A 741-nucleotide genomic window follows, 5' to 3' on the forward strand; every position below is an offset into this window, starting at 1 on the left:
TGTGCGCACGCGCACGATGTAGAAACTGTTGCCTTCCTCGTCTTGAGTGGTATCTGCACTGATGTGCTCCAGTTCACCCACTAAGCCGCCGTATTTTGTAAAGTCATACGCGGTGAATTTTACGATGGCATTTAGGTTCGGACGTAGAAAAGCGATGTCTGTCGGGGCGATTTTCGCCTCAACTAACAAGGTGTCTTCGGTTGGTACGATTTCAACGATGTCCATACCCGGTTGGATAACGCCGCCAACGGTGTTGACGTTCAGCGTTTTGATTTTGCCTGTCACCGGAGAGACAACCACCGTGCGGTTTACGCGGTCTTCCAAGCCAACTGCCGATTCAACTAATGCAGACAGTTGGTCTTGAGCATTATTGAGTTTCTCTTGTTGTTCGGAACGGAACTTCAACGCCACATCGATGCGATTGAGCATGGATTCTTTGATGGCGGATTTGATCACTGGGATTTTCAGTTCGCTAGATGTCATTTCACGGCGAGTGTCGTTCACTTGGCGCTGCAATTTGAGTAGCTCAATGCGCGGAACAACGCCTTCATCCGCCAACGGTTGGGTGATATCCAGTTCTTTCTTCGCGTATTGGTAGCTTTGGCGTAAGTTACGCACTCGCGCTTCAATCTCGACCAAGTCTTGCTGTTTTTGCTCAACTTGTTGATCGATCACCGACAGTTGGTTACGTAGGTTATCCAAATCTTCGCGGTATTCTGCTTTTTGACGCTGGGTTAATTG

General features: G+C 48.7%; 1 protein-coding gene. It reads right to left on the bottom strand.

Annotated elements, in window-relative coordinates; translation table 11 throughout:
* On the bottom strand, positions 1 to 741 hold a 741-nt coding region (locus R7R78_RS26035), incomplete at both ends, for an HlyD family type I secretion periplasmic adaptor subunit (RefSeq protein WP_225474601.1).

The sequence above is a fragment of the Vibrio sp. 2134-1 genome (assembly GCF_033339495.1).